Raw genomic sequence first — 24,808 nt, forward strand, 5'->3', positions numbered from 1 at the left:
TAAAAAGGTCGGCAAGCAAACTTAAGCCGCGTTCGCGATTGCGCCGACTTCAACTTTGATACTTTGCGTCGAAGTCTCGCCTGCCGCGTTTTTCAGCACGGCTTTGTACTCGTAAGTACCTGGTGCTTTACCGCTGATTTTCGTGACTGCGCTTTGGCCGCCCGGCGTTACCGCGTTGAGGCTTTGCGTGTCGACCAGTTGGCCGTTTTCGTACAGTTCGTACGAAGAAGCGTTTGTCCCCCACCACAGGTTCATCGTCACATTGTAGTTGCCGTCACGATCCCAGTTGTCTTGGGACAAAACCGCTTGAGCAGGCGCTGCGTCTGTTACGTTAACGGTCAGCACATTGCTTTTCGTCGTGCCGAAACGGTTCGTCAATTCCAGTTCGTACGTGTAAGTACCGTTCTTTTTGCCTTCTACAGGTACGGACACTTTTTGCGCGCCTGGCGTTGCATCCGTCAGCAGAGCGCTTTTGATCACTTTGCCGTCTTCATACAGTTTGTACGAAGAACCGTTGTTGCCCCACCATAGGTTCATCGTGACATTGTAGCTGCCGTCACGCAGACCTGTATCGTGTCCGTTGTCGTCCGTCAGCACAGGAGTTCCCGGCGCCGCTGTTGCAGGACCGTCAACGGGTTGACCCGGTTGTTCCGGCTCTTCCACCGGAGGCTCTTCCGTCGAAGCCGCCAAAGCGATATCCGATGCGCCGCGCGGTTTCAGTTGGAAAGCACCGCGGAAGATCGCCGATACGCCTGTGATATCAAGCTTATCGCCTTCTGCATAGGTAAATTGATCCTGCGTCAGACCCGTGCGGCCGTCCACGCGGATATGCGTAACGACGCCGGCATCCGAAGTGGCATCGAATTCAAATGTACCGGCAGGCGTTGCCGCTACGATATTCGATACCGTTACGTTTTTCAGTTGAATCAGTTGACCTTGGTTGGCATCCGTTGCCGTATCGGCAAGGAGCGGGGACGGCAGCTCTGCCGTCCCCGTTTTTTCGATCGCAACCGGTGTTGTCAGTTCAAGCTCCGTGTTGTACAGCGCAAGCGGTGCCGTTACACGAATCTTGTCGCCCTGATTAAAGCCACTTTCACTTTGGAAAACGTAAATGCCCGCAGTGTCGTCTTGCAGATAGAAGGCTTGACCCCCGAACGAACCCGGTTGAGTCGTGACTACGCCTTCCAGCGTAACCAGCGTGCCTTCAGCTTGCGTACGCGCCGATGCAATCGTGCTCAGATCGGGAATGTTGCTGCCCGGTTGCTCGATTTCGGGTAAAGGCTGAGCCGGAACGTTGGCGATGGTCACGCTTTTCGTCAGCAGGTTTGTGCCGTTCTGACGCAAGCGCAAGCTTGCTGCACCCGACGTGCCTGCTTTGATGCGTACGCCCAGATCGCGATAAGCTATGCCGTTCGCATCTGCCGTCACGCTGAACGCTTGGCTGTATCCGTACGAAGTCGGCCATGTGCCGTCCGGGTTCTGGATCTGCGCCACTTGCGTTCCGCCTGTGACATAGATCCCCGCGCTATACCCCGATACGGTCGAGTTCGGTGCCAGGTTGTCGATCTTCACGCGGATTTGGAACTCCTGCGCATTCGGCAGTTGATCCTGGTGGATGAGGCTGTATACCGGTTGGGTCACCGTTACGGACGAGCCGTAAGAACCCGGTTTGAACGTGGATGGGTCCCACCATTTGTAACCGGCTGCCGGGCTTGCCCACGGTTCCGGTTGCGGTTCGGTCGAAGCGGCCGGATTTTCGAACGGCAGCAGAGCCGTCGGTTGATCCAGTGTCAGACCGTCCACTTGCGTCAGGCTTGTGTAGTCTTCCTGATCGGCAAGCCAATTGATGGTGTTCAGCAGCAACGTCGCATCGTCGACTTCTTTGAAGCCGTCGTACGTTGTCTTTTTCGCGCCTGTTTCTTCGCGCAGATACTTCGGCGACGCGTCTTCGACCGGCGAAGAGTCGCCGATAAACGCCGCTTTGCCCAGTCCGACTTTGGAAACGGCTACGTAAGGACCTTCCGCGACGCCGCCGCCATTGTAAACGCCCTGATCGACCGCATTACCCCAAGCCGCGTTGGTGTTCGGCAGGTATACGATGCCTTTGGCTTTGGTTGGGTCCATGATCGCCAGCGTCGAGCCTGCGTGCATCGCTACGCCTTGCACGCCTGCCGTGATGCCGAATGCTTGGTCAGCCGCCACAATGTTGTTGGCCGTGATATCGCCCAGCGCGTTATAACGGAAACGAACGCCGAAGTTTTCGCCCAACCAGTCGGAGCTGACTACGCCTTGCATCGCCGCGGAGTTTTTCTCCTCCGTGCTCATGCCTTTTGTTGGATCTTCCCAAGCACCGCGGCGGTAGCCGTTAATCGCTTCGGAACCGTCCCAGCGGTTTTTGTTGCGGTCCGCGTTATAGTGGTCACCGACGAAGAAGATGCTGCCACCTTGCTGTACGTATTGCAGCATCGCTGCTTGTTCGCTCGCCTTGTACGGAATGTTCGGCTCCGCAATGACGAAGACGTCGTAATCCGCCAGATCCGCATATGTAATCGGCGTTGTTTTGCGCAGTTCTTTGACGTAGTAGCCTTCGCCCGCGATTCCGTTACCGAAATCGGAGAACCCTCCGTCGATAACCCAGTCCGCCGCACCCGCCGTTTGCGCATGCGTGTTGTCGAACAGCACTTTTTTGCCTGCGTTTTCGTTCACGACTTTCGCGTTGATGAACGGAGCCGGATCAGCCGCCGTTTCAGCCGATACCGGAACCGACGAGAATAATCCGACTTCCAGCGATGCGACGACCGACAGCGCCAACACAGCTTTTAATCCTTTAGATTTGAACAGCGAAAACTTACCCACTTTTCAACCGCCTCCTGTTTGGATCTTTTTTGAGAACGTTTTTTCATATCGCAAGATTTTGGTATCAAGCTCTATGCGTCTCATTCTAGCATGTGTCCAAACAGAAAAGTTCATGGTTTCGTAAAAAAATTGAGAAAAAGTGTAAAAATCCTGTAAAAACCAAATATTAGTTCGTACGAACCAATACTAAACGATCACAAGCTCAGGCTCGGGAACGAAACCGAATTCGGCCTCCACCTTCTCTTGAACTAGATGAACGAGGTCCACCACGTCGCCCGCTTTGGCCCCGCCGCGGTTCTGAATGATATTGCCGTGGTGATCGGAGATCATCGCGCCGCCGATGGCCGTACCGCGCAATCCGATCCGATCCACGAGTTTACCCATCGGTTCGCCGATCGTATAGTTGTTTTTGAACACCGAACCGCACGAAGGAAAATCAAAGTGCAGTTTGCCGCCGCGATCCGCGATCACGTCAAGCAGCTCCTGCCGCACCTGAAATCCCTGCTTCGCCGCGATATTCAGCTCATTCGTGTAATGACGGAAATAATCAGGCAGAACGGAAGAAGGCAGATTTTTGGCTTTCAATTTGGCAAAAAGCTCGTCCGTTTGCTGCGGTGTCAGCTTGGGATCGACCGGAAGCTTGAGATCCGCGCCGACCACGATCCATGGCATCCGCATGAATATGGACTTTTTGTAGCCGTATTCGCAGCCGCTCAGCGGTACCGAAATAATGCCTTTTTCCGGATGCTCTTTGTCGATCACGTAAGCCGTCTCCAGCACGTCGCTGATCTGGTGGCTGAAATATTTGGCATTCATATAGATTCCCGCTCCAAGCGTGCCCGGCAACAAGAACGTAAAATCGAACGCGCCAATCCCCGTGTACAACCCAAACAAAGCAAGCAGCGTCATAGGCGTGCCTGCGGAAACGAACAAACGTCCCGGCAGCAACTTGAATTCGATATGTTCCTTGAGCGAAAAGAACAGCATGTCCTCGTCCGGATGGTCCGGGAATAACGTGTTGGAGCCCGAGCCAAACAGGAACGGATTCAGTCCTTTGCTACGTGCTCCGTGCAGCATGGTCGAAAGTTCTTCAATCGTCCGAGGCAGCGCCAAATGACGGGCCTCCCCTCCGATCTCGTATGTCGAATAGGCAGATAGCTTTACATTGCTTTGAAATAGCTGGTCAAACTGTTGGTTTTGCGAAGTCATATGGGGCGGTCTCCTCTTCACGTTCTTCATATATCGCTACTTCGTTTGTTTTGTTCAACCCGTTAACAAACGAATCAATTGACGAATGTCGATAAAAAGTCTAAAATTTTAAGTTGCACGCAAGCATCCTACAGGAAGCGGCGGCAAAAATCAATGAGATCCCGGGTGATAATAGATGGAAAACAGTCCTTACCGCATTTTACTTTTTTATAAATTCGTCAAAATCGATGAGCCGGAAGCTTTTACCGCTCAACATCTGCAATATTGCAAAGACCTCGGCGTCAAAGGACGCATCCTGATCGCAAGCGAAGGCATCAACGGCACGCTGTCCGGCACGTTTGAACAGACCGAAAAGTACATGCAGGATCTGCTGGCCGACAGTCGCTTCGAAGGCACGGTTTTCAAAATCGACGATTCCGAAGAGCATGCGTTCAAAAAGCTGTTCGTGCGTCACAAAGAAGAACTCGTCACGTTCCGCTATGAAAAAGAACTGGACCCGAACGTCAAGTTCGGCAAGCGTCTGTCTCCGAAAGAATTCCATGAACAATTGCAACGCGACGATGTTATTGTACTCGACGGACGCACGGATTACGAATATGATCTGGGTCATTTCCGCAACGCGATCCGCCCGAATATCGATTCGTTCCGCGATTTCCCGAACTGGATACGCGAAAATATGGCCGAGCACAAAGACAAAACGATCCTCACCTACTGCACAGGCGGCATCCGCTGCGAAAAGCTGACCGGCTTCATGCTTGACGAAGGCTTTGACCACGTTGCCCAGCTCGAAGGCGGCATCGTAACCTACGGAAAAGACGAAGAAGTCCAAGGCGATCTGTTCGATGGGAAATGTTATGTATTCGACGAACGGATCTCCGTTCCGATCAACCATGTCGCGCCAAGCATCGTCGGCAAATGCTACCACTGCGACGAGCCGACCGACGTTTATGTCAACTGCCCGGTATGCAACTTGCAGCATCTGGTTTGCGAATCCTGTTCGGATGAGCATAGCCATTATTGCTCGGACGAGTGTAAGGAGTCCGTGGCTGCGGTGTGACGTTTGGGTGAGACGCTGCGGGGCGGCGGAGCTTTCGATCGCTGTCAAAATCGGATTTCCTCCTATTGCATAAAACAAGTTTAAGGTAGGAAATCCGATTTTAAAGGCGAACGCTCAGCTTCTCAAGCTTCCCCCGCCCCTCCGCTACGCCCACGCGCATGAGAAGGGGTGTATAGAGAAAGATAATAGCTCCAATACCTTAGAAAAAGCAATTTTCCGACCTTCCTCCGCTCATCGAGGAAGGTCTATTTACGAAACCCAGAAGCTAACGGGCGAAGCGGAGAGAGAAATTCAGTTTAAGGCGCCTTTGAGCGCGGAAAGCTGTAAGCTTTCTGCGCGAGACAGCGTCTTAAACGAATTTCTCTCGCAGCGCAGCCCCCCAGCTTCCCCACCCAACCAGAAAAAAGGCTCTATCCGAGAACATTCGACTCGGGCAGAGCTTCTTTTATTTCTATCAGCCAGTCGCGATTCTCTGATTACAGTCTGACAATCATTAATCGCGCGGATAGTTCAAGGCCATAATGTCCATGAAAGAGACTTTTTGCGTTTCTTCTTCTTGTTCGACATGAACTTTGCCGGTTCTTGAGTCCATCTTGACGATGGTTCCCCGAACCGCTTCAGGTACTCCCCAGACCGTCAATTCCACAACGGATTTCTCCTGGTAGGCTTCAGTCAATTGATTCCCTATTTCTTCCAGAACAAACTCGTCGCGGGTCGGCCGCTTTGCTACTTTTCCTTTTGCCAAACCGCTTCCTCCTTGCGTTACGCGTGATTTTTTTATTATAGCATTTTTATACAGCAAAATGACGCGAAAAAACGAAATTCATTGAAGAATTTGCGTACATATGTTCTTAATCGGTTTTTCGGTTGTTTTCGTTTAACAAGTCGCTGACGAATAGAAAAAGCCCCGATCCATTTCGGCAAGTTAGAAGCACTTTGCCAAAAAAATAATCGGGGCAAAATATTTGGATTCGTAAAAATAGCCGCTGAACCAGCGAATCGGTTTACAACGTAGCTTTACCTGACGGGATCGCGATATCGGCCAGAATTTCGTAAGAATGCAGACGCTCCGCGTGATCGTAGATCCCGCTCGTTACGATCAATTCGTCCGCTTGCGTCCGCGCTATCAGATCGTGCAAACGGCGTTCAACGGTTTCGCGGTCGCCAACGATGGCGGATTCCATACGTTTGCGCACGGCTGACAACTCCAAAGGATCAAGCTGCGACGATAAATCAGCCGGCGGCTGGATTTTTCCGGGACGACCGCGGGTTAACGCCACGACCTGCTGCTGCATGGTGGTGGACAGGAACTCGGCGCGCTCGTTCGTATCGGCCGCAATCAACGATACGCCCAGCATAACATACGGCTCGGCCAGCGTTTCGGACGGTCGGAAGGTGCTTCGGTATACCTCAAGCGCGCGATCCAGATAGTCCGGCGAGAAATGACCCGCAAAGGAGAACGGAAGCCCTTGGTAAGCCGCCAATCTTGCGCTGAAATCGCTTGATCCCAGCAGCCAGATCGGAATATTCAACCCTTCGCCCGGCACGGCCCGAATCGGTGCATGGTACGAAGTTTTCGACGCGTCGAAAAAACTGCGCAGCTCTTCCACAAGTTCCGGGAAATCGTCCGCTGTTACATCGCGCCGGAGCGCGATCGACGTCCGGCGATCGCTGCCGGGCGCACGTCCCAGCCCCAGATCGATCCGGCCCGGATACATGGATTCCAGCGTGCCGAATTGCTCGGCAATCAGCAGCGGCGCATGGTTCGGCAACATGATACCGCCCGCGCCCAGGCGAATGGTGGACGTTCCTGCTGCCAGATACCCGATCACGACCGACGTCGCCGAACTTGCCACGCCCGGCATATTGTGATGCTCCGCTACCCAGTAACGGTTATAGCCCCATTTTTCAGCATGACGAGCCAGATCCAGACTATCTTTGAACGCGTCCGCAGCCGTTTTGCCTTCTAAAATCTGGGACAAATCAAGTACGGATATCGGGATCTCCCCGAGCTTTTTCCCCGACTTTTCATTCCGATTCGTCGATTCTTGCGATGGACTCATTTCGATCTCCCTCCGTTTAATCAGATAGATAAATGCTAACCTTTAACGCCGCGCTTCCGCCCTGCTATCCCGTTTTTGCTTTTTGAACAGGCGGTCCAGATTCGGCTCCAGCAGCCAAGCGAACCGGACACGCAACCATTCCGACGATAATCCGGCTGCAAGCAGTATGCCCAAGGGAATCAGTGCCCATGTCCAAGCCGCTTCGCCGTAAGTCTCGTAAAAACCGGTAGCGATCAGCGCTTTGACCAGGAAACCGTGCAGCAAATAAGCGTATAGCGTATTACGACCAAGCCCGGATACATAAGGCAACTGTCGCCCCGTCATCAGAATCATGATCGCGCCGCCGATAAGCACGGACGCTCCGTAAGCCGCTATCCGGTACAACCCGGCTGTCCATTGAGGATGATCCAGCGCCGCATACGGCAAGCTTCCATAGAACCATTCCGGACGAATTACGCTCCCATAGTTTATCATAACGAGAACAGCTACACCCAGCACTGCTATAGAAGCAATCTTCATCGGCAGGTTGCGCAGCGCGTCGATATGCTTTTTATCCAGATAATAGCCGGCCAGGAAAAACGGAAAAAACACGATCGTACGCGATATGCTCGCATAATACTCCGCATCCGTTGCATAACCCGCCAAAATAGCAACAACGAACGAGATCGGCAGCGCGAAACGGATTTTGACAGCGTACGGCAGCAGCATTTTCCAAATGATCATACTGAAAATAAACCACATCAACCAATACGGCGTAAAATACGAGAACCGCAGCGCCTGAGCACCCATGACAAAATAATCGAATAACGAATAAAGCGTCTCGAAAATCAAGTAAGGCACAATCAACGACCCGACGACTTTGATCCGGTAATCGCTGCTCGTAATCTCTTTGCAAAAATAACCCGAAATCAGTACGAACAAAGGGATATGAAAACTATAAATAAGCAGATACAACGGGCGATAAGCCTCGCTGCTGCTCAAGGGTTCGATCAGATGCCCAACCACGACCAGCGCAATCAGCAGAACCTTCATGTTGTCGAAATAAGCGTCACGTTTCGCCATACTATCCTCTCCTTACCTCAAGAATCGCCGGGTTCGCGCGCATTCATTTCCGGCTTTCCTTGCTTGGAGTCCTTATACCCGTCGCGCTCGCGGATGAACCTTTACGTTAAAACCATTTGCCGGGTTCGCTTGTCCAATCGTTGAATACGTTTTTTGATAAGGAGTGAAAAGTTGAATTCCGCTACTGTCGATCCACTTATCCAAGCTGCGATGAACGGGGACGCATCGGCATTCGCCGAGCTGATTGTCGCTGAACGTCCCCAACTTCTCCGGGTAGCCGGTTATTATGTGCGCAGCTCCGCCGACGCCGAAGATGCCGTTCAAGAAGCGATTTATCGCGCTTATATCGCACTGCCCAAGCTTCGAGAACCTCAATATTTTCGGACTTGGCTCACCCGAATCGTCATCAATGCGTCGCTGAACGTGCTGGAGCGTTCAAAACGAACCGTGCCCGCAAGCAGTACCGCCGAGCAGCTCGTGGCATCCAGCGAAGACACCGACCGCCGTATGGACCTGCTGCAAGCGATTGACGGTTTGCCGTTGAAATATCGCCGCGTCATTTTAATGAAATATATGCAGGATCTTCGTTTGACGGATATCGCCGCTTTGCTGGGACAACCGCTGGGAACGATCAAGACGTATCAGAACAAAGGACTGAAGCTGCTGCGCAACCATTATCAGGAAGAGATTGCGGATCGGCGGCTTGCGCGCAAGCCTGCCGAATCTGTTTCATGGAGGGAATCGGAGATGGAAATGACGAAACTGCTGCATGATCTTAGGGATCACGCCCGAACGCTGGTCGAACGAGACTTTGCTGCCGCCGATACGGTGATGGAGCCTTTTATCGAAGACGTTTTTCAGGAGAACGGCGTGACTCGCGAGCTGCTTTTTATCTGGACCAAGCCCGGAACCGAGATCGGCGTATCCGTAACCCTTTCGCCCGAAGGCGATCTGCTCGAATACGCCGTCGACCCCGAATTATATGCAGGCTTGGATCTGGATCAGCGTCTCAGCGAGCAAGAACTGCTGGCGATCGGCGAACGTTTTGTCCGCGATCATCGCCCGGATGCCGCGGAAATATTCGCGACTATGCAGCAAGAAGATCGCGGTGAACGGTTATTTTTCACGCATAGCCAGTATGCCTCCGGAATCCCGTTGCCGCGTTCCGGTTATTGGATCGATCTGCATCGCTCGGGCTTTGTAACGGCTTTTAAATATTTCGGCGAGCAGCCGGAACCTACTCTGCCTCCCTACCTTTTAACGCCCGAACATATTATGGAGCGGCTGGCGCAAACCGTGGAAATGAAGCTGCATCTCACGCGCCTGCACGAGTCCGTGTATGCACAAGGCGACGGTCGCTTACATCTGGTCTACGTTCCCGAGCCTTATCTAACCGGGTATTCGGCTTTCCGTTCGATCACAGATTCGCCCCTGGATGCACTCGGCAACGAGATAGACGGCGCGCATGTACCCGACACCATTCCTATCGCCGGCCTTTTAAAATCAATCGAACCCGTAGTGTCTGCTCAATCACTTTTGGAACTTCTGGGGTATCAGGAGGAAGAGTATGCGATAGCCCGCGAAGAAAGCTCCGAAAGCGAAAAAAGAATCGTTTACACGAAAAAGAAGACCTTTCCGAACTCCTCAACCGGAGATTCGCAAGGCCCGCATACGCTTGAAAGCTATATGGAAGCTCGCAACGAAGGCACGCTCAAGCTTCGAGTCGATCAAAAAAGCGGCAAGCTTACAGGCGCGATGAATAGATTTACGGAGCAAGGCCCTTATTTTTTGGACAACCGTGCATGTCTGGATATCGCCCTTTGCCTGATCGCTACGACCGCACCCGATCTTGTACCTTATTTGCTATTGCAAGCCGGAGAAGATACTTTTAACACTGTATTTGCCGACCAACACCAGAATGACGATTCCACCGTCGTTCAAGAGCGTCCGTCCCATGCGATCTTCGATTTCCCAATTGCCAAGGACGGCGTATCCGGTTTCCTGCATCATATATCAATCGGCGTCAACCGCACGACCGGACAGATCAATCATTACATGAACGCCGATCTGTCCGCAGAAGAGCTGCAACAACTATCCGTCATTCCCGGTTTTTCACCGGACGAGGCCAAGCAACGCTTGCTCCAAGCCATCCGTCCGCAACGGGTCTGGAACATCGAATATCCAAACGGCTCCCAACCCGGACAATACGTGCCTCACTACAAACTCGCCTTGCCCGACTCCGGCCGTCATATCCGTATGATCGAAGCCGCTAGCGGTGCGATTTTGACTGACCAATAATAAAAGAGGTCACGCTTTAAAGCAAAAGTTATTTTCTCACTTCTCGATCAAGATTAGATGTTTAGCGTTTGTCCGATCGGGCGAAGCGCTAGGCGGAGTGAGAAATTCAGTTTAAGGCGCCTTTGAACGCGGAAAGTCGAAGGCTTTCTGCGTTCAAAGGCGCCTTGTGAAGCATTTCGAAGAAATGCACTTCGGAAGCCTATGCTGGCAATTTCTCACGCAGCCGCCCGGCTTCTCCAACGAATCGGACTCCGCTCCGCGGCTAACCTTGCCGCCTCCCCCTCCCAATCATCCGGAAAATTTGCCCCCGATGATGAGCTTCGTGCTCGATCAGATGGTATACGATCCACTCCGGCGTCACATCGTATTCCCCCGGCACCTCCCGGATCGTCCGCCAATCCTCCAGATCCACCGAACGAAACTTTTCCAAAAAGTCGCGCCGTACCACAGCCAGTCGTTCCAGATGTCGCTCCAGACTTTCGCCCGGCGGGCACCAGATCTCTCCCCGCTCATTTCGCGTCGGCGCAGTAAACCACGTTTCAAGCTCGGGGTCCAGCTTTTTCCGGAGCAGCATATCGAAATGCAGCCACCCCGTTTCGACGTCCGCGATATGATACAGCAGCGCCCCGATCGTGGTGACATCCCCGTCTTCCGTTGCGTCCAGTTCTTCCTGCGTTAAGCCTTCCAGCTTTTGCAGCAGCTCTCGCCGAATATCTTCCATCATCCATAATTGGCGGCCGATCTCTTCGGGATAGCCGGGCAGAGCTTTGATTTCCAATCGCTGTTCGTTCATTCGATGCGCCTCCTATTCAAAAATGCCCATGCTCAAGTATCGCTCTCCCGTATCCGGGGCTATACATACGACAACTTTTCCCGGACCGAGACGCTTGGCGACCTGCATCGCCGCATAGACGGACGCTCCCGAAGAAGGGCCGAGCAGCATGCCTTCCAACTTTGCCAAATCCCGCATCGCGCCGAGCGCTTCGTCGTCCTTGATCCGAATGATCTCGTCGTAGACGCCCGTATTCAGAATCGACGGCACGAAGCCCGGGCTTGTGCCGACCAGCTTATGCGGCCCCGGTACGCCGCCCGACAGCACGGGCGAGCCTTCCGGCTCCACCACAGCGATATGCAGCTTCGGCAAAGCGGCTTTTAACGTTTCTCCGGTGCCCGTGATCGTTCCTCCCGTGCCTGCCGTCGCCACGAAAGCGTCCAGCCGTCCCCCAGTCTGTTCCAAAATCTCCAGCGCCGTTGTTCCTCTGTGAGCATCCGGGTTAGCCGGATTCTCGAACTGTTGAGGAATAAAGCCGCCCGGAATAACGTCCCGCAGTTCCAACGCTTTGGCGATCGCGCCCGGCATCCGCCCGGAGCTTGGCGTCAACACCACTTCCGCCCCATAGGCTTTTAGCAGATTAATTCGCTCTCGCGACATATTGTCCGGCATGATCAGAATCGCCCGATAACCGCGCGAGGCCGCGATCATCGCCAGCCCGATTCCGGTATTTCCGCTGGTCGGCTCGATAATCGTACTACCCGGTCTCAACTCCCCGCTGCGTTCCGCCGCTTCGATCAAGCTGCGCGCCGCCCGGTCTTTGACGCTGCCGGACGGATTGAAATATTCCAGCTTCACGTAGATATCCGCAGCGTCTTTCGATGCCGTACGGCCCAGACGAACCATCGGCGTATTGCCGACCAGATCGGCCACATTGGCGTATACGCCTGAATTCTGTCCTGACAATGCTTGCTGTTCGAGCTTGTCTGTCATTACGTATTCCCTCTTTTCTGTGCAAATCCATACAACGAATGAAGGAACGACCTCAGTCTTTTATCCCGAATATAAGGGACAATCGACTAAGGCCGTTCCTGTTCTCATGCTTTTTTCTGTTTAAAGTTTACCTTATTTTCTTGCAGGGGTCACGCTCGAAATCTCGGCTTTCCAAGACTACGCTAACCGGATCAGATGCCGCGAAGCGTGAAGCTGTACGTGTACGTTTGATTCGCAGGCAGCGTGAACTCTTCGTGCGTGAGCGCCTGCCAGCTATCGTCGCCGCCCACGCCCATCTGACGATGGTTGACGCGCAGCACCGTGCGGTCGGACTTCGGCAGCTTGTAGCCGTGGTCGCAAGCTTCCAGCGTCTCCGGCGTATACGGCAGCGCGTTCAGCTCCAATTCCGGCGATCCTTCGATACGAAGGCCGGCTCCGTCCGCAGACGTCAATTCCGCCCAGCGAACGCCGGTCTTGTTGCCTGCTTCTTGCGGTCTCAGATACGGCGTCAACTGCTCGGATACCCGACCGTCGTACAGACCGAGACGCGCGCTTTCGTGGCGGTCCCAATAGTTCTCGTGCGGGCCGCGTCCGTACCATTTCAGATGATCCAGATCGCCGCTCAGTTCAAGCAACAGACCGATCTCAGGAATTTCCGGCAACCCTGCACCAGGCGTCAGCGTCAACGAGACTCCGATCTCGCCCGAACCTTTCACTGTATAGGTCACTTCAGCTTGCGAAGCGGGCTCCGTAGGAATCGTCAGGATAGCCTTGAAGGTCACGCCGCTATCCGTAGAAGCCACATCCAGACTGCTCAGTGTGCGTTTTTTGCCGGCTTTGCGCCATGTCGCGCTGCGCTCGTCCAGCTTATTGCCGCGATCGTTGTCGGTCACCGCGCGCCAGAAGTTCGGACGGACCGCCGCCAACAGCAGCTCGCGTCCGTTTTGCGAAAGCGAGGTCAGGTCGCCGCTTTGTTTGTCGAATACAGCCGTGAAGCCTTCTCCGGTTAAGGTCAGCGACGTACCGCTGTCTTCCGTGTTCAACGGAACATTCATAGCCGCAACGGTTGCTTCGGCAACGTCTTCGCCTTCAGCCTCGTACGCCGGAAGCACGAACTGTCCGAAAGCAATCTCGTGTCCGATTGCTGCCCAGAAACGCTCTTCCTGTTCAACCAGCGATACGGTAAGCGTAAATTCTCCTGATTCTGCCGGCAGCGTGAACGGAATGGTCACTTCGCCGGCTTCGCCCGGTGCCAATTGAACCGGAAGCGTGCCGCGTTCCACAACTACGCCTTCGCGCGCCGTTTCCCAGACCAGCTTGTAACGGTTCAAGTCGGTAAACAGGAAGTCGTTGCGCAAGCGAATACGGCCATTTTCGAGATCAACCGCTTCAAAACGAACATTCTGGTAGCAGGTCTTCAGCTCGATCAGCTTCGGCGTGATCGTGCGGTCGGCGAAGATCAGGCCGTCGCCGCAGAAGGTGCCGTCGTGGCGTTCTTCGCCGAAGTCTCCGCCGTAAGCCAAATATTCCACGCCGTCCGCCGTTTTCGTACGAATCGCTTGGTCGATCCAGTCCCAGATAAATCCGCCTTGAAGAACCGGATATTGATACGTCAGATCCGTGTATTTGAACAGGTTGCCGCAGGAGTTGCCCATGGCGTGGCTGTATTCGCACAGGATAAACGGTTTTTTCGGATCGTTTTTCGCGTAAGCTTCCACGTTTTGCGGCGTCGTGTACATATGGCTTTCGATATCCGAAGCCGCGTCCCACTCGCGGGCATGGAACGTTCCTTCGTAGTGCACCAGACGCGTTTTGTCCACGGCACGGAAGAAGTTCGCCATATGAATAAAGTTTTCTCCGCCCCACGACTCGTTGCCCAGCGACCAGATGATGATCGACGCATGGTTTTTGTCGCGTTGGTACATGGAGTTTGCGCGGTCAAGCACATTGGCACGCCAATGCGGCTTGCTGCCCGGCACGGTGCCTACCGCTTCTTCCGTTTGCCCGTATTCCCAGCTACCGTGCGTCTCCATGTTCGTCTCGTCGATCACGTACAAGCCATGCTCGTCGCACAGGTCGTACCAACGATTCTGGTTCGGATAGTGCGATGTACGCACCGCGTTGACGTTGTAAGATTTCATCAGCTTGATATCGGCGATCATGTCTTCTTCCGTGACGACGCGGCCGCGATCGGCGTTGAATTCATGACGGTTGACGCCTTTGAACACGATCCGTTTGCCGTTGATCTTCATCACGCCGTCATGGATCGCGAAATGACGGAATCCGACGCGGAACTTCACCGCTTCGACTTCGCCGTTTTCGTCCGAAAGCGTCAGCAGTAGCGTATATAGGTTCGGCGTTTCCGCCGACCATTGCGCCGGCTTAGGCAGGGAAGCGGACAGATCGGCAGCGTAAACGAAATCTTTTCCGATCTCTAACCGAGACGTCATGCGGGTAACGGCTTCGCGTCCCGCCGCATCGAGCAGACGGGCTTCGAGCGTGTACGCGCCGTTCTTTTTGCCCAGCGGATTGCCGACTTTGACGCCGACCTGCAAATACCCGTTCTCGAAATTGTCGTCCAGCTCGGCTGTCGCCAATACGTCGGCAATCTGCACCTTCGGCTTGGCATAGAGGAAAACGTCACGGAAAATACCGCTCATCCGCCAAAAATCCTGATCCTCCAACCAGCTTGCGTCGCACCAATGGAAGACTTGAACGGCCAGCTTGTTTTCGCCTTTTTGCAGGTAAGGAGTCAGCAGGAATTCGGCAGGCGTGAACGTATCTTCGCTATAGCCGACCAGATCGCCGTTCACCCATACATAGAAGCAGGATTCAACGCCCTGGAAGCTGATGTATACCGGATGGTCTTCCCAATCTTCTGGCACGGTAAACGTACGCACGTACGAACCGACAGGGTTGAATTCGGTCGGCGCGAACGGAGGCTGGATATCTTCGCGTCCTTCCCACGGATAGCGGACATTCGTATAATGAGGGTAATCGTAGCCGTGCAGCTGCCAGTGGGCGGGAACCGGAATATCTGCCCAATCCGACGTATCGTAACCGGTTTCATAAAAGTCTTCGGGACGGTCCGCGGGCTTGTCCACGTGATGGAATTTCCATGTGCCGTTCAGCGACTGTACGCGGCTGGAGCGGTCGCCGTTATTCAGCGCTTCTTCCGCGTTCGCATAAGGAATCAAAGCCGCGCGGGCATCCAGGCGGTTCAATTGAAAAATTTCAGGGTTGTTGTTCCACTCCGGATAACCGTTCTCGGGAGCGACATACTTGTATTTTTTAAACATCTCTTTTCACCTCGTCAGCAAATATGGAAAATTTCTTTTGATTAAGAGTTGACATGGTATCAGTGTACACCGATCTTGATAAAAAAGAAAAGCTCCCCTTCGAATATAATGGTAGCGTTTTCCTTCGGAAGGGCAATCGGAGGCCAAAATCACTTTTTAATTTCCTTATTCTTATACGTAAAATATAAGAATATAGTCATTATCCGTTATGATTGGTTGTATAAAATATAGATTTCGGTAATTTTTTTATGCGTTTCAAAAAAGAAAAGAAACCGAGCATATCGCGTATCGGTTCTGCTGGAAAGGAAATAAACGAATATTTTCGCCACAAAAAACCGACGCAAGTTGTTTGCCTGCGTCGGCGAGTTTTTCGGATTATTTTCGCAAAAATGTCAGTCGCCGATCTTCACCAAAATTTTCGCATGGCTTTTATCGCTGAGCAGCAATTCCAGACCTTCTGCGACAATGTCGTTCAGCTCGATTTTGCGCGTGATGACTTGCTTGACGTCCAAGGCGCCCGCCGCGATCAGAGCGATGATTTCCGGGAAAATGTGGCGGTAGGCCAGCGTTGCCGTAACCGTTGCTTCTTTGACCAGCAGTTGGAAGAAATCGACCTTCAGCGGTTCCGCAATAGCGGCGATGACGACGACTTGGCCGCCCTTTTTCACGATCGATACCGCACTGTCCATCGTAGGCTGTACGCCTGCGGCTTCAAAAGCAATATCGATCCCGCCCGATTGTTGGTTAATGACTTCAGTTGCATCGACTTTGGAGCTGTTGACCGGAATCGCGCCGAGCTTCTCCGCCAATTGCAGACGTTCGTCGAAGATGTCCACCGCATAGACCTGCGAAGCGCCTGCGGCTTTGGCACACAGAACGGTGAGCAATCCGATCGGGCCTGCTCCGTAAACGACGACTTTTTGCCCAACTTTCAAGCTGCTGTGGCGCACGGCGTGCATCGCTACCGCAGTCGGCTCGACCAACGCGCCTTCTTCAAACGAAACTTCATCCGGCAGCGCATGTACCATGTACGCTTCCACCACGACGTAATTCGCAAATCCGCCGTCGCTGTTCAGCCCAACAAAACCAAAATCAACGCACTGATTGTAGTTGCCATGCAGACAATATTCGCATACTCCGCAATGGTACAACGGCTCGATCACGACACGCTGCCCTTTTTCGATACCGCTTACATGTTCGCCTATTTCAGCAACGACTCCGGCAAATTCATGACCGAGCACAAGCGGGGCCTTTTGATGGGATAACGGGTGCTCTTGTCCTTCCTGAATGCCGACGCCATGATGATACGCATGCAGGTCGCTGCCGCAAATCCCTGCGTATTCGACTTTGATTTTGACTTGGCCGGATTGAACCTGACGCTCCTCGCGTTCCTCGACCCGGACGTCTTTTGCTCCATACCATACTGCTGCTTTCATGATATACCTCTCCTTATATTCAAAATCTATATTATTCAAATTTTATTATATCGCGAAAAGAGTCTTCATTTATAATAATAGATACTAATGGTTCCATTAACCAAATTAATGATAGGAGATGCCGACATGAATTTGGAGCAACTTGAATACATCGTGGAAATCGCCAAAACGCGTTCGTTTTCCGCCGCCGCTTCGCAATTGCATATGACCCAATCCGCGATCAGTCAATCCGTGCGCAAACTGGAACAGGAGCTGGGGCTGACCGTGTTCGAACGATCCCGGCAAGGCGCGGTTCCGACCGAGGAAGGGAAGCCTTTTATCGAACAAGCGATCGAAATTTTGCGACGCGTGGAGCTGCTGCGCGTAAACGGCGATCGCGACAAGACCCTCAGCGGTTATATTCAAGTCGCTACTTTTCCGAGCGTGATGCCTTATTTGATACAAACGACGGCTGATATGAAACAGGAACATCCGCAGCTGCATATCTCGATTGAAGAAAAAGGTTCGATGGAGATCGTGGAGGACGTCCGGCAAGGCCGCATCCAGCTTGGATTTATCGCGATCTACAACAAACAATTGCAAAAGCTGAACGGGATGCGTTTTAACGCGATGTATACGGGAAAACTTGTCGTTGGAGCGCATTATGAATCGCCGTTGGCACAGTATACCCGCATTAAGCCGAAGCAATTGATGCAGCATCAGTTGGCGCTGTACAACGATCAGTTCGTGCATGATTTCGTGGATCGGTTCACCGACATTTGCGGGGAGCTGTCTATTTTGTTTTGGACGAATAATTCGGAAGCGATCACGAGCATCCTGAGCAGCGGACTTGCGGCAAGCATCGGGCATGATTTCTCGCTGTATCAGCATCCGTTATGGAAATCGGGACGCATGAAGATTATCGAGATCGCGGATATGGCGCAGCCGGAGATGCAGATCGGGTTTTTGCGGTCGGAGAAGCGTGCGCTCGGCGCGGGGGTGGAACGTTTTGAGGCGAGATTTCGGCAGGCGATTGAGATGGGGCATTTATAAGTGGCGGGGGAAGCTACGGGTGGATGGTTTCGGTCGCGTGTTGAATCCGGGAAATTTTGATTGGATTTTTTGAAGGGGGATTTCCCGGATTCAAAGGCGAACGCTATCGCTCCTACACTCATCCACCCTCCGCTTCTCGGCACTGTTGGGGTTGTAGGAAAGGAATTTAAAAGCATAAAAAAAGGCGGATCGGGCAAATGGGTGCCTGATCCGCTTTCTTTCAATTTAACAGCGATTAGCCTTCGAATTTTACGACGAAGTAGTTCTTTTTACCGCGGCGCAGGACAAGGGTTTTGCCGTGCAGGCGGTCTTCTGCGGTGATGACGGTTTCGATCGATGTGCGTTTTTCGCCGTTGACGGATACCGCGCCGCTTTGGATGTCTTTGCGGGCTTGGCCTTTGGACGGAGCGGCTCCGGCTTCGACGAGCAGGTCGATCAGCAGAGGCTCGGACGATGCGGCGGCGGAAGTGGTTGGCATATCCGCCAAGGCTTCGGCCAGGTCGGACTCGCTGAGTTCCGCGAAGCTGCCGGAGAACAGGGCCGCGGTGATTTTTTCGGCGCTGACTACGGCTTCTTCGCCGTGGACCAGCGTCGTCACGCGGCGGGCCAGTTCGCGCTGCGCGTTACGTTGCTCGGGCGCTTGGAGATGCTGCGTTTCGAGTGCTGCGATCTCCTCGCGGCTGAGGAACGTGAAGTATTTCAGGAACTTGATCACGTCCGCGTCGTCGGTGTTGATCCAGAACTGGTAGAACGTGTACGCGCTCGTTTTGCCGCGGTCGAGCCAGACGGCGCCGGATTCGGATTTGCCGAATTTTTTGCCGTCGCTTTTCGTGACCAGTGGCATGGTCATGCCGAACGCGTCGCCGCCGCCCGTTTTGCCGATCAGATCCAGACCCGCCGTGATGTTGCCCCATTGGTCGCTTCCGCCGAGTTGCAGCGAACAGTTCTCGTCTTCGTGCAGACGCTGGAAATCGTACGCTTGCAGGATCATGTACGAGAATTCCGTGAACGAGATGCCGTGTTGCAGACGGGAATCGACGGAATCTTTGGCGAGCATGTAGTTGACGGTGAAGTTTTTGCCCACGTCGCGCAGGAAATCGATCATCGAGATCGGGCCGAGCCAGTCGTAGTTGCTGACCATTTTCGCGGACACCGGCGCATCGCCGCTACCGAAGTCCAGGAAGCGCGACAGTTGGTTTTGCAGCTTCAGTGTCCATTCCGCTACCGTATCGGCCGTGTTCAGCGAGCGCTCGGTGGAACGTCCGCTTGGATCGCCGATCATCCCCGTGCCGCCGCCCACGAGAGCGATCGGACGGTGTCCGGCAAGCTGGAAACGGCGCATCGTCAGAACCGGCAGCAGGTGACCGATATGCAGGCTGTCCGCCGTCGGGTCAAAACCGTTGTAGAACGTGACGCTTTCTTCGCTGAGTTTTTTTTGCAATTCCTCGCGGTGCGTCACCTGGTAGATCAATCCTCTGTATTCGAGATCGTCCAGCAGCGCATTGGCTTCGATCGGAGTGTGTTCGGTTGTCATAATCAATGTCCTCCTTCAAAATGGGAAAATAAAAAAGACCCGGCCTGCTGCATTTCTGCAGGGACGAGTCTTAATCGCGGTACCACCCTTATTGGAAAGGCGCTTCAACACTTGCGAAGGCGCGTTTCCCACTCTGACGCCCGATAACGTGGACGATTCCGTCCCGCTCCTTCCGCTCTCGCGGGTTCGGAAACGGGAAGCTCCAGGACGTAATTCGCATTCATTCGCCTACCGCCTCGCACCAACCGGCGGCTCTCTGAAAGTACGGATCTGAACGCTACTGGGTTCCCTTCAACGCTTTGTATAAAGCTCCGCAGGCCGGACGCTTATTGATTCACTTTATATCACGGAAGCGACGGATGTGTCAAATGAATATCTTGTCCGGCTTCAATCACGGGCGTACGCTTATGTTTGAAAAAGACAAGGTATTCCTTTTTCCGAAAACGATTTTAAAAATATTTAACACAGCCTTTACATACCCTTTGATTTTAAAAAAATCCCTGTGATACAATATGACGGCACTAGGGCGTGTACGCAAACTCCGAAGGGCGCAGATTGAGCTGAATATTCGTTCTCATCCAGGAACTTTTCCGAAGGCGTGCCGGGGCACGTCAAGGGAAAGTGACGTAGAGGAGGGCGAAAAGGCAGTTCAAGATGCACGTCGCCTGAGTTTGCGTACACGCACTAATCAAAACTTAGGGGGAATACACGTTTATGAATTGGAAAAACTGGAGAAGACCGAGCGTCGGATTCGCGGCGGCAGCGCTGCTTTCCGCTCAGGTATTGGGCGCGGCGGGAACGGCTTCGGCCGCTGAAGGCGATATCGAAGTCCACCTGCTCGGCATCAACGATCTGCACGGACAACTCGATACGACTTCGATCGTAGCCGACAAACCGGCAGGCACCGCTCCTATTCTCGCTACATATCTGAAGCAGGCTCAAGCCAAATACGAGCACTCGCTTCTGTTCCACAACGGCGACTCCGTCGGCGCTTCCGCTCCGATCTCTTCGCTCGAACGCGACGAACCGACCATCGAGTGGATGAACATGATGGGCTTCGACGTCGGCTCGCTGGGCAACCATGAATTCGACCAGGGCATCGCCGCGCTCAAAGCGCAACTGAACGGCGGCCTCGATCCGAAAGACGGCGTCGTGACGCACAAAGGCGTGAAATTCGACTACGTGAACGCGAACGTGATCGAAGAAGCAACAGGCAAAACATTGATCGACCCTTACGTGATCAAAGAAGTCGGCGGCGTGAAGATCGGCTTTATCGGTCTCGTAACCAAATCGACTCCGGCCAAAGTATCCCCTGCGGGTACCAAAGGCGTCCGTTTCCTGAGCGTCGAAGAAGAAGTGGCTGCGGTCAACAAATATGCGAAAGAACTGCAAGACCAAGGCGTCGAGACGATCGTCGTGCTGGCGCACGATCCGGCTTCCACGAAAGAAGGCGTAACCACGGGCGAAGCGGCCGATCTGGCCAAAGCCCTTCCGGCGAATTCTCCGATCGACGTGATCGTGGCGGGCGACAACCATGCGCTGGCCAACGGCGAAGTCAATGGCAAACTGATCGTTCAAGCCTACTCTTACGGTACGGCGTTTGAAGATATCAAATTGCTGATCGATCCGAAAACAGGCGACGTCACAGAAAAATCCGCTACGGTAACGACAACGTTCCAACAAGGCGTAACGCCGGACGCGGAATCCGTGGCTCTGATCAAAAAGTATCTGGAAAAACACCCGGAGCTGACCAAACCGGTCGGTACGACGGACGGTTCGGTGACGCGTACGGATGCCTACAACAACGAAGCGGCACTGGGGAACCTGATCGCCGATTCGATGCGCACGGCCGATTTCGGCGATAACGCGGAAGCCGCCGACTTTGCGTTCATGAACCCGGGCGGTATCCGTGCGGATCTGCCGAAAGGCGACGTAACGTTTGCCGATCTGGCGAAGATTCAACCGTTCGGCAACACACTGGTGAAGCTGACCCTGACCGGCGCTCAAGTGCAAAAGCTGTTGGAACAACAATGGGGAACGAACGCAGACGGCACGCCGAACACCAAAACGCTGCAAATCTCCGGTCTGAAATACAAAGCCGATCTGAACAAGCCGGTAGCCGAGCGCGTTAGCGATCTCCAATTGGCGGACGGTACGGCGATCGACCCGGCCAAATCGTATACAGCAGTCGTGAATAACTTCATGGCAGGTGGCGGTGACAACTACAAAGTGCTGACCGAAGCGAGTGCTTCGCTGGCCGGCCCGATCGACCTCGATGTCTTCTACAAATACATCGTCGATACGTTCAAAGGCTCCGCCATCACGGCAAAAGTCGAAGGCCGCATCGTAAACACGCCGGCCGCAGGTTCCGAAGTTCCGGATTCCGACGGCCCGGCGACGGCGCCTTCGACTCCGGCAAGTGATTTCATCTCCCGCGCGGACTTCGTGTCCAAGCTGGTCGAAGCGCTCGGTCTGAACGCGGTAACGGCACCGAGCAAAGCGTTCACTGACGTAGCGGCTGACGCTCCTTACGCCGACGCGATCGCCGAAGCGGTCAACGCCGGCCTGATCAAAGGCTACGGCGCGGGCAAATTCAATCCGGACCGCTCGATCACCCGCGAAGAAATGGCGACGATTCTGGCGAGCGCGCTCAAGCAGCAGCTTCCGACGGTCAACGCGGCTGCCGTTCTCGGCGCATTCGACGATGCTTCGCTGGTGGCGTCTTACGCCAAGACTCCGGTTGCTCAATTGGTAAACGCCGGAATCCTCGGTGCCGACGAACCGGGCAAATTTTTCCCGAAAGACACGGTTCTGCCGACCGAAGCGGACGCCGCGATTGAAGCCTCCCTGGCGGCTTTGACGCCCTCGGCTTCTTAAGCGAAAATGTAGCGCAAGTACAAATTTCACTGCGGAAACTCCTTTTTTGAAAAGGAGTTTCTTTTGCGTTTTTTCTTTTTTCGCTTTAAAATAAAAATAATCATTTGCTTACGGATCGGTGACGAAGAACGTCCCGCTTCTTTCCTTTTACCGAGGAAAGAAGTAGGGGCGTTTTTTGTTTTTCTTTTGCACGATCCATATTTTTTACTCAGGAGGTTTTATCATGGACTTTCAATCCGCGCATGACTTATTTCTTGATCACCATCTTACTGCACGCTCCGGCGAACGCCGGGATCGCCTGGAGCGGGGACACCGCGAAGCCGAACGGCTTTTTTGCCGCAACGTCTGGTGGCCGCTCAGGCAAAACTTCGACGACCTGCATCCGGAATATGAAGTCACGGATTGGCGCGGCTTGACGTATTTTTGCGACTTCGCCTGGATCACGCCTTACGTCAAACTGGTGATCGAGATCAAAGGCTTCGGCCCGCATGTTCAGGATATGGACCGCCGTAAATTTTGCCGGGAATTGAACCGCGAGACTTTTCTGACCGCCGTAGGTTTTCAGGTGATTTCTTTTGCCTACGACGACGTGGCCCAAAGACCGGAATTGTGTATCACGCTGCTGAGGATGGTGATGGGGCGATATAGTAGCATGGCCGAAATCGACGGGAACATAACGATAGCGGACCGCGAAATCATTCGTCTGGCTTGCACCTTGAGTCGGCCGATCCGGCCGATCGACGTTTGCACCCGCCTCGGACTCGACCATCGGACCGCCGTCAAAACACTGCGATCGCTATGCGATAAACGCTTGTTCGAAGGCGTGCCCGGCACGACAGGTAAACGAATCGTTCGTTACACGGTGAAAACCGCGGCGATTGCTTATTTGTAAAAAGTCAGGCGGTTCGAGATGATCCGAACGACGGATAGACGCAACTGAGGTAGACGTACTTGACATAAAAACATCTAATAGGTTTGCTCTCTTGCAGACGCCTCGCGAAATAACAGCATATATCCAGTTAATTTTCATTTTTTGACTATAGAACGCCGTTAACTGCATATATCCATTTATTTTCCGATCTATTCTGAAATTCAGGGGTGATCCGGTCTTTTAAATGGATATATGTAGTTATTTCATTTAAAATTCAAAATCCTCGCTAAATAAATGGATTCTCGCAGTTATTTTCGCACAAGTGACTTTTCACGCTCTCCTTTCCCACCTTTGCTTTCCCTATCAAAAAAGCGGATCGCCTCAAGCAATCCGCTTCTTCCCATCCATTTTCACTTTTCATGAGTACAGTTTGTTCGCTCGCTGTCTGCGTTCCGCCGATCACTGATGCCCAATCACCGCATGCGGCACATAAGGCTCTTCCAAGCGCCGAACTTCCTCATCCGTCAGTCGGATCGACAGCGCCGCGACCGCATCCTCCAGATGGCGAGCCTTCGTCGCGCCCACGATCGGGGAGGTCACCGGACGCTTTTGCAGCACCCATGCCAGCGCGATCTGCGCTCTCGGTACGCCGCGTTCGTCCGCAACGGCTGCCACCGCTTCGACCACCCGCCGATCTGCTTCTGCGGTTTTGTCGTACAACGTTTTGCCGAACGCATCCGTTTCCGAACGCTTGCTGCTTTCTTCCCAGTCTCTTGTCAGTCGCCCACGCGCCAGCGGACTCCACGGAATCACGCCGACGCCTTCCGCTTCGCATAAAGGCAGCATCTCGCGTTCTTCTTCCCGGTACAGCAGATTGACGTAGTTTTGCATGCTGACGAACTTCGTCCATCCGCGTTGCTCCGCCGTATGCTGTGCCTTTAGAAACTGCCACGCATACATCGAAGACGCCCCGATATAACGAGCTTTCCCCGCTTTGACCACGTCATGCAAGGCTTCCATCGTCTCCTCGATCGGCGTATGCGGGTCCCAGCGATGAATCTGATACAAATCGACGTAGTCCATCCCGAGCCGCCGCAAACTGTTGTCGATCTCCGTCATGATGACCTTACGCGACAAACCTCCGCCATTCGGCCCTTTACGCATTTTGCCATGGACTTTGGTCGCCACCACGATCTCGTCGCGATCCGCGTAATCGTTCAGCGCACGCCCGACAATCTCCTCGCTCGTCCCGTCCGAATACACATTGGCCGTATCGAAAAAGTTAATGCCCAATTCTAGCGCCTGCTTGATAAACGGACGGCTTTCGTCTTCGCCCATCGTCCATTCATGCGCGCCACGCTCGGGAATTCCGTAACTCATGCAGCCGAGGCATAATCTGGAGACGTCCAATCCCGTTTGACCCAATTTGGCATATTCCATATCACGATC

At 53.6% G+C, this 24,808-nt stretch carries 16 protein-coding genes and 1 other annotated feature; of the genes, 5 read left to right on the plus strand and 11 right to left on the minus strand.

The window, feature by feature from the left end:
- Positions 1 to 21 precede the first annotated feature (21 nt).
- Together WKI47_RS24585 and WKI47_RS24590 are read right to left on the minus strand one after the other, a co-directional pair.
- Positions 22 to 2,856, minus strand: coding sequence for a chitinase N-terminal domain-containing protein (locus WKI47_RS24585; RefSeq protein ID WP_340229847.1), 2,835 nt, complete (start codon positions 2,854 to 2,856; stop codon positions 22 to 24).
- A 186-nt stretch (positions 2,857 to 3,042) separates the two neighbouring features.
- Positions 3,043 to 4,065 carry a UDP-N-acetylenolpyruvoylglucosamine reductase gene (locus WKI47_RS24590; protein ID WP_340229848.1) on the minus strand — a complete coding sequence of 341 codons (1,023 nt, stop codon included), beginning with the start codon at positions 4,063 to 4,065 and terminating at the stop codon, positions 3,043 to 3,045.
- A 175-nt stretch (positions 4,066 to 4,240) separates the two neighbouring features.
- Here WKI47_RS24590 and WKI47_RS24595 point away from each other — a divergent pair, with 175 nt between their 5' ends.
- Positions 4,241 to 5,122, plus strand: a complete 882-nt coding sequence (locus WKI47_RS24595) for a rhodanese-related sulfurtransferase (RefSeq protein ID WP_340229849.1) — start codon at positions 4,241 to 4,243, stop codon at positions 5,120 to 5,122.
- Between the two features lie 493 nt (positions 5,123 to 5,615).
- Here WKI47_RS24595 and WKI47_RS24600 read toward each other — a convergent pair whose 3' ends face one another.
- The 3 genes from WKI47_RS24600 to WKI47_RS24610 form a co-directional block, all read right to left on the minus strand.
- Entirely contained in the window at positions 5,616 to 5,867 is a 252-nt protein-coding gene (locus WKI47_RS24600) for a YolD-like family protein (RefSeq protein ID WP_340229850.1), read from the minus strand.
- A gap of 259 nt (positions 5,868 to 6,126) precedes the next feature.
- Positions 6,127 to 7,185: an LLM class flavin-dependent oxidoreductase gene (locus WKI47_RS24605; RefSeq protein WP_340229851.1), complete on the minus strand. Its 1,059-nt coding sequence runs from the start codon at positions 7,183 to 7,185 to the stop codon at positions 6,127 to 6,129.
- A gap of 42 nt (positions 7,186 to 7,227) precedes the next feature.
- Positions 7,228 to 8,247, minus strand: a complete 1,020-nt coding sequence (locus tag WKI47_RS24610; RefSeq protein WP_340229852.1) for an acyltransferase family protein — start codon at positions 8,245 to 8,247, stop codon at positions 7,228 to 7,230.
- Positions 8,248 to 8,418: 171 nt separating this feature from the next.
- Here WKI47_RS24610 and WKI47_RS24615 point away from each other — a divergent pair, with 171 nt between their 5' ends.
- A complete protein-coding gene (locus WKI47_RS24615; RefSeq protein WP_340229853.1) occupies positions 8,419 to 10,545 on the plus strand; it encodes a sigma-70 family RNA polymerase sigma factor in 2,127 nt (708 codons plus the stop codon).
- Positions 10,546 to 10,807: 262 nt separating this feature from the next.
- Here WKI47_RS24615 and WKI47_RS24620 read toward each other — a convergent pair whose 3' ends face one another.
- The 4 genes from WKI47_RS24620 to WKI47_RS24635 all read right to left on the minus strand — a co-directional run bounded on the left by WKI47_RS24620 (position 10,808) and on the right by WKI47_RS24635 (position 17,045).
- A complete protein-coding gene (locus WKI47_RS24620; protein ID WP_340229854.1) occupies positions 10,808 to 11,338 on the minus strand; it encodes a DinB family protein in 531 nt (176 codons plus the stop codon).
- 12 nt (positions 11,339 to 11,350) lie between these two features.
- On the minus strand, positions 11,351 to 12,310 hold the full coding sequence (gene cysK / locus WKI47_RS24625) for a cysteine synthase A (protein WP_340229855.1): 960 nt from the start codon (positions 12,308 to 12,310) through the stop codon (positions 11,351 to 11,353).
- Between the two features lie 191 nt (positions 12,311 to 12,501).
- On the minus strand, positions 12,502 to 15,609 hold the full coding sequence (locus WKI47_RS24630) for a glycoside hydrolase family 2 TIM barrel-domain containing protein (protein ID WP_340229856.1): 3,108 nt from the start codon (positions 15,607 to 15,609) through the stop codon (positions 12,502 to 12,504).
- A gap of 392 nt (positions 15,610 to 16,001) precedes the next feature.
- Positions 16,002 to 17,045, minus strand: coding sequence for a 2,3-butanediol dehydrogenase (locus tag WKI47_RS24635; RefSeq protein WP_340229857.1), 1,044 nt, complete (start codon positions 17,043 to 17,045; stop codon positions 16,002 to 16,004).
- A gap of 126 nt (positions 17,046 to 17,171) precedes the next feature.
- Here WKI47_RS24635 and WKI47_RS24640 point away from each other — a divergent pair, with 126 nt between their 5' ends.
- A complete protein-coding gene (locus WKI47_RS24640) occupies positions 17,172 to 18,077 on the plus strand; it encodes a LysR family transcriptional regulator (RefSeq protein ID WP_340229858.1) in 906 nt (301 codons plus the stop codon).
- A gap of 235 nt (positions 18,078 to 18,312) precedes the next feature.
- Here WKI47_RS24640 and tyrS read toward each other — a convergent pair whose 3' ends face one another.
- The gene (gene tyrS, locus WKI47_RS24645; protein WP_340229859.1) at positions 18,313 to 19,611 is read right to left on the minus strand and encodes a tyrosine--tRNA ligase; all 1,299 of its coding nucleotides are present in this window, start codon (positions 19,609 to 19,611) and stop codon (positions 18,313 to 18,315) included.
- A 56-nt stretch (positions 19,612 to 19,667) separates the two neighbouring features.
- Positions 19,668 to 19,915 (minus strand) — a binding site (T-box leader).
- 410 nt (positions 19,916 to 20,325) lie between these two features.
- On the opposite strand from tyrS, the gene WKI47_RS24650 reads away from it, so the two are divergent.
- Complete coding sequence (locus WKI47_RS24650) at positions 20,326 to 22,488, plus strand: 5'-nucleotidase C-terminal domain-containing protein (RefSeq protein WP_340229860.1); 2,163 nt, start codon at positions 20,326 to 20,328, stop codon at positions 22,486 to 22,488.
- Positions 22,489 to 22,711: 223 nt separating this feature from the next.
- Entirely contained in the window at positions 22,712 to 23,380 is a 669-nt protein-coding gene (locus tag WKI47_RS24655) for a DUF559 domain-containing protein (protein WP_340229862.1), read from the plus strand.
- A gap of 438 nt (positions 23,381 to 23,818) precedes the next feature.
- Here WKI47_RS24655 and WKI47_RS24660 read toward each other — a convergent pair whose 3' ends face one another.
- Positions 23,819 to 24,799, minus strand: coding sequence for an aldo/keto reductase (locus WKI47_RS24660; protein WP_340229863.1), 981 nt, complete (start codon positions 24,797 to 24,799; stop codon positions 23,819 to 23,821).
- Between the last annotated feature and the right edge of the window lie 9 nt (positions 24,800 to 24,808).

Source organism: Saccharibacillus sacchari, assembly GCF_037722395.1.
In the GTDB taxonomy this organism is placed as follows: domain Bacteria; phylum Bacillota; class Bacilli; order Paenibacillales; family Paenibacillaceae; genus Saccharibacillus; species Saccharibacillus sacchari_A.